The organism is Thermoplasmatales archaeon (assembly GCA_014361245.1).
Classification (GTDB): domain Archaea; phylum Thermoplasmatota; class E2; order UBA202; family JdFR-43; genus JACIWB01.
In genome coordinates, this window is record JACIWB010000048.1 from 1 (window position 1) to 9,016 (window position 9,016).

Genomic DNA, 9,016 nt, shown 5'->3' on the forward strand with positions numbered 1-9,016 from the left:
AATCATATGACCCAAAACCATATGGAAATTTAACAAGTATCCATGTATGGGTTAAGAATGATAAAGGTGAGGTTGTTTTTGATGCATGGAGAAATAATACGGAAATGTATTATGAAGGAGAATGGACAACAGGAGAAAAGATTTTAAATGGAAGAGGAGGGGCATTGTATTACATGCCAGAAGATTTTGAAAGAGAAATTTTATGGAGTTCAAATGGAAAATTCACTGATACATATGATGTGATAAGTGCATTAAACGAAGGATGCGGATTTTTATTTATGTCAGGGCATGGAAGCCCTAATTCCTGGGGTGACCACCTGCCTGGCATACCTGGAAACAGACAGCATGCAAGTTTAACAGGTTTAACTGTAACAAATCTGAGGCCATGGTTCCCGTATATAAGTTTTCCTGTCTTCCCGATAGATGGTCTGAAAAATGGTGAGAAATTACCAGTTGCAGTAGTTGGAGGATGTCATAATAGCCAATTCAATGTTTCAATTATACCTGCAGTTTTAAATGCCTTCCATCTGTTTGGTTTCCCTGACAATTACATGTGGACATATGGACAACCAGTTCCAGAGTGCCTGAGCTGGCGCCTCGTGAGCAGGGCAAATGGAGGAGCTATAGCAAGCATTGGAAACACTGGCCTGGGCTATGGAATGCCTGGCAGGGACTGCACAACAGGCGGCGGCGATGGCTGGATAACAATAGAATTCTTCAGGCAGTATGGCGAGAAAAGCAAGCATGTGCTTGGGCAGGCGCATGCGGGCGCGGTTACTGAATACATAAGTAGTTTTGATATGAGCGACTTTGAGGCGGGGCATGTAAAAACAGTCCAGCAGTGGGTTTTATTGGGCGATCCGAGTTTGAAAATAGGAGGATACTAAGATTAATATATAAGTGTGCTATTTATTAGCATGAAGAAAGCAATTGCAATTTTGATTCTTATTTTGGTGGTTGCACAGGCGGGTGAAGGATTTATAAATAAAAAAGGGTATTTTAAGGAAATTAGAAAGGAAAAATCTAATGGATATTTTTCAATATATACAAGATATAATGGGATAGAGAAGCATACTCCTTTGCTTCAATCCTTCTTCGGGATAGATGTTGATAATAATTATAGCACGGGTGAAAATGGAAAGGACATCAGAATAAGTTTAATTTTTTTGCCACTTATTCAGAGCATTGATATTGGACCAATTTTAACTCTTGCTTTTGCAATGAAAGTTGTGAGGATGGGGGATGAAATAAAAAATGGTGAATTCGAAATATCTTTCAGCGGTTTAATATCATCGCATAGCTTCAAAATAGGTTATTATTCTCCTGAAAAAGAAGAAATACCAAAAGAAATAAGAGAAGTTGTTTGGCTCATTCCCTATATATTTTATGAAAAAGATCCTGAATTTTATATAAATATTGAACCTGTTTTTGATGAAGAAAATAAAAATCTATCAGTTATAGTTGAATTCGATGAAAAAAAATTATTTGTGGATTATTTTCCTGCCGCATCTTCAATGATTAAAATTTCTCCCAACATTGCTCTAAACATGATTAATTTTTCAATAGAAAGAAATGCTGAATTAAAACAGAAAATAAGGATGAGGTATATGGATGAAATTGCAATTAATTTGACAATAGATAATCTGCCAGATAAAATGAGTTTTTCGATAAGTTTTTCAAATGAAGAGAAAAGGTTTGATTATGTGGCAAATGATACATTTAATTCAACTCTTATAATAGAATTTCAAAATTTTGATTTCGTAATGAAAATTGAGTATCTTCCTACAAGATTAACATCTGTATTTAACGAAAGCGGTTATTTTTACATATACATAGATGAGAAAAAAACAACATTTATTATAGCTGATGCTATAGAAAATCCAAATAACTACTTTTTGATAACAAATCTCACGGGTGAATCAACTGTTCAATGGAAAATTTCGCAGGAAGGATATTTAAAAGTAGATGGATTTAAAGGTTTAAAAATTGAGGTAAAAATTGAATTTGATGGTTTTTATCTTAAAACTTCTTCAGTTCATCAGGCAGAGCATTTTGAAATAAGCTGGAATCTTTCAATACCCGGCTATATTTTCATTGATACAGATAATGAAACTCTCTCTCAGTATTCATTCAATCTAACGCTTGCAAATAATTTTGGCATACTAATAGAAATTAAATCAATAGTCGCTGAAAATTTCAAGGTTAGCTGGCAAAAAGAAATACCAATATTCCATAAAGAAGGCTATTTCATGTTTTTAGAAGAGCTAATTTTCAAGGTAATGATAAATGGAATATGGTATGATGTTTTTGGCTAAGGCTTCTTTAATTTCTCTATCTCTTCTTCCATATATTTCTCTATTTCTTTAAATCTCTTTTCCCATTCTTCATTTGGGGTTGTTGCCATTCTTGCTATCATCTCCTTGCTTTTCAAGTTCTTTAATTTCTCAAAATCAACCCCTTTTTCAACACATTCTTTCATCAAATTATAAAATTTAACAATTATTCTCAGCATTTCATATTGTTTCTTGGGTGGGCAATATGTATCAATTTCATGATATGCATTCTGCTGTAAAAAGTCCTCTCTTATTATTCTTGCTCCTTCAAGTATCACCCTATCAATCGCTGGCAGTGCATCTGGTCCAACCAATCTTATTATTTCCTTCAACTCTTCCTCTTTTTGAAGCAAAGCCATTGCTTCGTTGCGTAGTTTCAGCCATTCCTTACCTATATTCTTTCCCCACCAATCACTTACTCTATCAAGATATAGGGAATAGGAGCGAAGCCAGTTTACAGATGGAAAATGTCTTCTATCAGCGAGCTCAGCATCAAGAGCCCAGAAAACCTTTACTATCCTTAGAGTATTCTGGGTGACTGGCTCCGAAAAGTCGCCTCCTGGTGGGGAGACCGCTCCAACAACAGAAATAGAACCCTCTCTATTATTGCTACCCATCACTATTACCCTACCAGCTCTTTCATAAAATTCAGCAAGGCGGGAGGCAAGATAAGCAGGATAACCTTCTTCTCCAGGCATTTCTTCAAGCCTTCCCGATATTTCGCGCAGCGCCTCCGCCCATCTGCTGGTTGAATCTGCCATGAGGGCGACATCGTAGCCCATGTCCCTGTAATATTCTGCAATTGTTATTCCTGTATATACGCTTGCTTCTCTTGCAGCAACTGGCATGTTTGATGTGTTTGCTATTAAAACCGTTCTTTCCATCAGTGGATGACCAGTTTTAGGGTCTTTAAGTTGTGGAAAATCTCGCAAAACTTCTGTCATTTCATTTCCTCTTTCTCCACATCCTATATAGACAACTATATCTGCGTCACTCCATCTTGCAAGCTGATGCTGGCTAACTGTTTTTCCAGTTCCAAATCCTCCTGGTATAGCTCCAGTGCCTCCTTTTGCAATGGGGAAAAAAGTGTCAAAAACTCTCTGCCCTGTGATAAGGGGTAAAGAAGGAGGTAATTTTTCCTTAAATGGGCGTTGCTTCCTTACAGGCCATTTTTGGAGCATGCATATTTCTTTTCCACCAACAACTGCAATTGGCTCGTCAATCCTGAATTTTCCTTCTTCTATGCTTTCTACATTTGCTTTACCAATTTCCAGAGGTAACATTATTCTATGCTCTATTATTGGTGTTTCTTTTACAATCCCTAAAATATCTCCTCCCTCAACCTTTTCCTTTTCTTTTACAGTTGGAATAAATTCCCATTTTTTCTTCCTATCCACAGCAGGTAATTCAACACCCCTCTTTATAAATTCATTGCATTTTTTAACAATCTCTGGTAGTGGCCTTTGAATTCCATCATATATTGAAGTAAGTAATCCCGGAGCAAGCTCAACAGAAAGTGGCATTCCTGTGCTCTCTACTTTTTCTCCTGGTTTCAATCCAGTTGTATCCTCATAAACCTGAATTATTGCCTTATCCTCTTTTAGCTGTATTATTTCTCCAACAAGTTTTTCTTCTCCAACCTTAACCAAATCATACATTTTCGCTCCTTTCATTTCTTTTGCCTTCACAACCGGTCCCGAGACGCTTATTATTTTTCCTTTCATTTTATACCTCCAGCCCCACCGCTCTTACAATAATCTTTTTCAGAGAATCTTCCCCAGCAATTTTCTCTTTTCCAGGAATCTCAACAATAAATGGCGCATTGCCCCGCAGGCGATGCATAAATATTTTATCCCTGAGTTTGGTTGCAAATTTTTCTGAAATAATAAGGATTGCAAAATCCTCCCTTTTTATAATTTCATCAAATTCTTCATAACTATAAATATTTACTCCAGCCATTCTAAGCAGTATTTCAACATCTCCTTCTACTATTCCAGCTATTTTCAAGCAATCACCATTGGCTTAACAAGGTTAGTCATTTTCTCTTCTATACCTTTTGAAATTGCTTTAAGATTTCTTACTTCAAATTCTTTTTCAATTAAAAACCTTATTCCTGGTCCTATAGCAAGAGGGTTTTCATTTGCAATTAAAGAGGAGATATAAAGTAAATGCTTATCTAATGCTCTTTCAAAAGCAACTACTCCTTCTTTTTCAAAATCAACTATTGCTTCTTTAAGTGGAGGATAATAAGATGTCCCCTCCAAAAGAGAAATTATTTCAGATATTGAATCTATTTTTAACAATCTATCAATCTGCCATTCAGCCAACTCCCATCCATGAGGTATTATATTTTTCTCTATATCTTTGATCCTGTAATATCTGCTCCTTAAAATAGATTTTATATTCATTATATCAATCATTGACCTTACAAACTTGTTTTTTGCTTTTCTTGAGTGGCGTGGAAGATTTAATTCAAGCAATTCATTTATAATTTTTTTATCTATCTCCCTTTCTATTTCATCAAACGGCATATCAAGAGAAACATCAAAAATTTCCCTTAATTTTTTTTCCTCCCCTCTCTTCAACTCTTCTATGATTTCCTTTATTTCATCATCAAAAACTTTTAAGTCAAATTCCTCGCCATGCATCTTCTTTTCAATTGCATATTTAAGCTTTTCTATCTCTATTTTTTTAAGCCAGAGCTTGTAAAATTTTCTAACACCTTTAGGCGAGTCATTCATTGCCATAATTACTATTTTTCTATAGCTTTCATCTATGCTTTCCTGAATCTGCGCCGCATTTTCACCATATAAAACAAAATCCTTACTTATAACATTATTTTTGAATTCATCTAGATTTTTGCAATCAAGCAATCTCGCAATCTCCTTTTCTTTTAAAAAAATTGGCTCAATTGCACTGAACCTTGCATTTGCATAGGAAAATTTTGCAGCCATACAAAGAGAAGGAAGCAGGCTCAATGCGGCGCCGATGCCAGCGATTGCTATAAATATTTCAAAAATCATTTTTCACCGAACAATTTTTTAGCTATCTTTATCCTCATCTCCTCTCTGTTTTTTTCTATCAGAAAATCAAATGTTAAATCTATTTCTTTTTTTCCATCTTTGCTTCTTAGTATAACCCCTCCAATTCCATTTATTTTTTCCTTTGCTTCAATTCCAAACTTCTTTGCAATTTTTATATCCTCATCTCTTGTAAATAGTATATATCCATCTTTTATTTCCTTCGTTGCAACTTCAAGATTTTTTTCAACAAAATTGCTGTATTTTTTCCCATCCATTTTCTTAAGCTTTTCAACAACTTTTTTCATGCACTCATTTATCACTTCCTCCTTTGCACTTGTTTCATGCATTCTTGCCTTCCTCCTTGCATTTGATAAAATCCTCTCCTTTATTCTTTCCGCTTCCTTAACTGCATGCGTTTCTATTTTTTCCGCCTCTTCCATGCCTCTCTTTTTTTCTTCTTCTATTATCTTCTTTGCTTCTTCTTCAGCCCTCGCTATTATTTCCTCTATTTCTCTCTCTGCTTCTTCTCTTATTCTTTCCATCAGTTTTTCCAGCGTCATAAGAAACCTATTCCTGTCATAAGCAAGATTGCAACAAGTAGTCCAAATATTGCCATCGTTTCAGCTGTTGCTGCATACATTATCCCACGAGCAGTTATCCCTGGATTTCTCGCTGTCCCAGCTATGGCTGAGGAGGCAATCATTCCCTGCATAATCGCGGATAATCCCGTAAAGCCAACTATCATTCCTATAAATATCGCTCCCTTGCCCATCAGTGGTGTGATTTCTCCCCCACCCGCAAGCAAGCCTCCGCCCATCATGAGCAATATCGCTGTAAGGAGCCCATAGATAGACTGTGTCATCGGAAGAAGCTGAAGTATTAGGGTTTTTCCAAAAAGCTCTGGTTTCTCAGCCACGACAGCAACCGCAGATACTCCTGTAAATGCTAATCCTATGGCTGATGCTATCCCTGTTATTGAGGCAGCTATCATGCATCCAACTATTATTTCGCTTTTTATGTCGTCTTCGCCCGCAGCCATCGCAAAGGGTGTTGCTAACAAAAACATTGCACAAACCACAAGCATTTTCCATTTCATTTTATTTCCTCCGTATACTTCCTTTTAATGCGAAAAGGTATAAATTTTTTACCCCCTCCTTCATAAAATCTGTTGAAAAACTCTACATACTGGAGGCGCAGGCTATGAATTCCTGCTCCAAGTGATTGCAGAATAATATTTGCAAAATGTGCTATAATAAGAACAATAGGGGTTAGGATAAATCCAACAAATGGAATAATTGTTGGAATAATCTCTCCAAAAATGTTTATTGTCATTGCCATTCCTGTTGTTGCTAATCCAAGAGCAAGTATTCTTGAATATGATAGCCAGTCGCCCATAAACCCTGTTATATCAAAAAATCCCATCGGTCCTTTTCTCTTGAATATAAAAATCAAGCCAATTATAGTAAAAATAATGGCAAGGTATAGTATCGCTCCTTCTATTTCCCATAAATGAAGAATTCTCTCACCTATAAGCAATCCCGCCCCAATTTCAAGAAGAATAAAAGATATATGCTCTTCAAAAATTTTATTTTTTCTCCCTCTTATTATGTTTTGATAGATTCCTAAAATTATGCCCAAATTAAGATGTATTAATCCTATTATTAAAGTTATTGACAAAATAAGGATGGGTTTGTGAATTGCATCAATTGGTAATTCTATTCCAAAAATATTTGCGCTGTAAAGCAATTTAGTTGTATCTTTATATATATAGCGGGATATAAAATCTCCAAAAAAGCTATTAAATATTAAACCCGTTATTATATTTCCTAATCCTACTATGGTCCCAACAATTGCCCAGCTCCTTATGGCTTCGCTTTTTTTAAATTTTATATATGCAAAAATAGAAAACAAGAATATAACAAGCCCGTAGCCTGCGTCGCCCAACATTAGGGAAAAGAACATTACGATTGATATCCCTATAAAAATGGTTGGATTTATTTCATTATATCTTGGTGTCGCAAAAAATTCGAGAAGCATCTCAAAAGTTTTTGCCCATCTTGGATTTTTAAGATGAACCGGTGGTTTTTCACTATCTCTGCTAACTTTTTCTATTTTTAAGTAAGAATTTCCATCTGTTACTTCCTCAACAATTTTCTCGATTTTTTCTGCATTCTCAGATAAACACCATCCTTCAATGAGATATGTATAGTTTGTCTTCCAGAATTTTTCATATATCTCTTTCCTCTCTTTTTCAATTTGCATTTCTTCTTTTATTGCAAGTAAATCAATTCTTCTTTCTTTATAAAGATTTGATAACCACTCTTCAATTTCTTTCTTTTCCCTCTTTTTTTCCTGAATTTCATTTCTTACTTTTTTTATAACTTCAGAAACCCTTCCTTCACCTTCAATATGTATTTCCTCAAAGTTTTTAATCTGAGAAATTTCTTTTTCAAGAGAGGAATGAGCAACTATAATCGCAACCCAAAGATTTTCCTTCTTTTTTCCTATTTTCTTATATTCAAAATATATTTCGTCATTAATTTTTAATGCTTCTATGTCAGTACATAAACCACATCTTACTATTGTATATTTAGTCTTTTTGAGCCATGAAATATCTATATCAAAAATAGATAAATATTCAAGTTTTTTTAATTTTTCTTCTAATTCTGAAATTTTTGCATCCAAATACTTTATTTCATTTTCCTTTGTAAGAACTTCATTTTCTATCTCTGAAAGAATTTCTTCCGCCTCCTTTATTTTTTCTTCCTCACTTTTACTTTTAACCTTCTTTTTTTCAAAATCCGTTGAAAAAAATCTTCTTTTTTCTTTATGATAATTCTTTAATATATCAATTATTCTGCTTATGCGTAATTCATATTTTGCAAAAATTTCTACATCAGGATGCATTCTTTCTTCTGAAATATCAAGCTCATTTATTCTTTCAATTTCAAGCAATCCCTCTTCATGTAGTTTTTTAACTAAACTGTTGCTATCCTTCCTTTGAATCATTATTGTAACCTTGTTCATGCTAGATGGAATTATCAACCTATCAACTCCTCAAATATTTTCTCGGCCAAATAATCTATTTTTTCTTTAGCTTTCTCCTTTATTATTTCCGCCTCTTTCCTACCCTCTTTTTCTATATCTTTTGCCTCTTTTTCAGATTCTTCTATTGCTTTTTTAATAATTTTTTCCGCTTCTGCCCTTGCTTTTTCAACTATTTTTTTCCTTTCTTTATCCCCTTTCTCTCTTGCTTTTTCTAAAATCCATCCAGCTTTTTTCTTTGCCTCTTCTATTCTTTCAATGCTTTCTCTCTCAAGTTCTTTAACTTTTTCAAGTTCTTCAATCATTCTCAAAAGGTTATTATAAACTAATATATAAATTTTTGAAGAATTCTGCTGTGTTGAACAATTAGTGGAAGCCATACTTCCACTAAATTTTGAAAAAAACTGGGCTTTTTACAAATTGATGAGCATGGTATAGAACACAAATTTCACTCCTGAGAAAAATGTTTCTTTAGCCTTTTGCTTTTGTGGAAGCATTTTCTCTTGTTTTGATGATTGGCTCTATTCCCTGCTTTTTTAGATAACTAAAATTCTTTCTGCTATCATAGGATTCATTTCCGTCATCCTCTCTATTTTTTTATTGCCAATGGTTCTC

The 9,016-nt window shown here is 34.5% G+C and carries 9 protein-coding genes; 2 read left to right on the plus strand and 7 right to left on the minus strand.

Features of this window, described 5'->3' with window-relative positions:
• Nucleotides 1-887 (plus strand): peptidase C25 (locus tag H5T45_06650; GenBank protein MBC7129386.1); only part of this gene is annotated, 887 nt, incomplete at its 5' end.
• 30 nt (nucleotides 888-917) lie between these two features.
• Entirely contained in the window at nucleotides 918-2,315 is a 1,398-nt protein-coding gene (locus tag H5T45_06655) for a hypothetical protein (protein ID MBC7129387.1), read from the plus strand.
• Here the strand turns inward: H5T45_06655 and H5T45_06660 are convergent.
• From H5T45_06660 to H5T45_06690, 7 genes are read right to left on the minus strand one after another with little or no spacing between them, the layout of a single operon-like run.
• A complete protein-coding gene (locus H5T45_06660; protein MBC7129388.1) occupies nucleotides 2,312-4,057 on the minus strand; it encodes an ATP synthase subunit A in 1,746 nt (581 codons plus the stop codon). The genes H5T45_06655 and H5T45_06660 overlap by 4 nt on opposite strands.
• 1 nt (nucleotide 4,058) lies before the next feature.
• Nucleotides 4,059-4,340: a hypothetical protein gene (locus H5T45_06665; GenBank protein ID MBC7129389.1), complete on the minus strand. Its 282-nt coding sequence runs from the start codon at nucleotides 4,338-4,340 to the stop codon at nucleotides 4,059-4,061.
• Nucleotides 4,337-5,356 carry a V-type ATPase subunit gene (locus tag H5T45_06670; protein MBC7129390.1) on the minus strand — a complete coding sequence of 340 codons (1,020 nt, stop codon included), beginning with the start codon at nucleotides 5,354-5,356 and terminating at the stop codon, nucleotides 4,337-4,339. The genes H5T45_06665 and H5T45_06670 overlap by 4 nt, the downstream gene beginning before the upstream one ends.
• Nucleotides 5,353-5,898, minus strand: a complete 546-nt coding sequence (locus H5T45_06675) for a hypothetical protein (protein ID MBC7129391.1) — start codon at nucleotides 5,896-5,898, stop codon at nucleotides 5,353-5,355. Before H5T45_06675 ends, H5T45_06670 begins: the two co-directional genes overlap by 4 nt.
• Before the next feature lie 14 nt (nucleotides 5,899-5,912).
• Complete coding sequence (locus H5T45_06680; protein MBC7129392.1) at nucleotides 5,913-6,395, minus strand: V-type ATP synthase subunit K; 483 nt, start codon at nucleotides 6,393-6,395, stop codon at nucleotides 5,913-5,915.
• A gap of 53 nt (nucleotides 6,396-6,448) precedes the next feature.
• Entirely contained in the window at nucleotides 6,449-8,383 is a 1,935-nt protein-coding gene (locus H5T45_06685; protein ID MBC7129393.1) for a V-type ATP synthase subunit I, read from the minus strand.
• Between the two features lie 14 nt (nucleotides 8,384-8,397).
• The gene (locus H5T45_06690; protein ID MBC7129394.1) at nucleotides 8,398-8,706 is read right to left on the minus strand and encodes a V-type ATP synthase subunit H; all 309 of its coding nucleotides are present in this window, start codon (nucleotides 8,704-8,706) and stop codon (nucleotides 8,398-8,400) included.
• Between the last annotated feature and the right edge of the window lie 310 nt (nucleotides 8,707-9,016).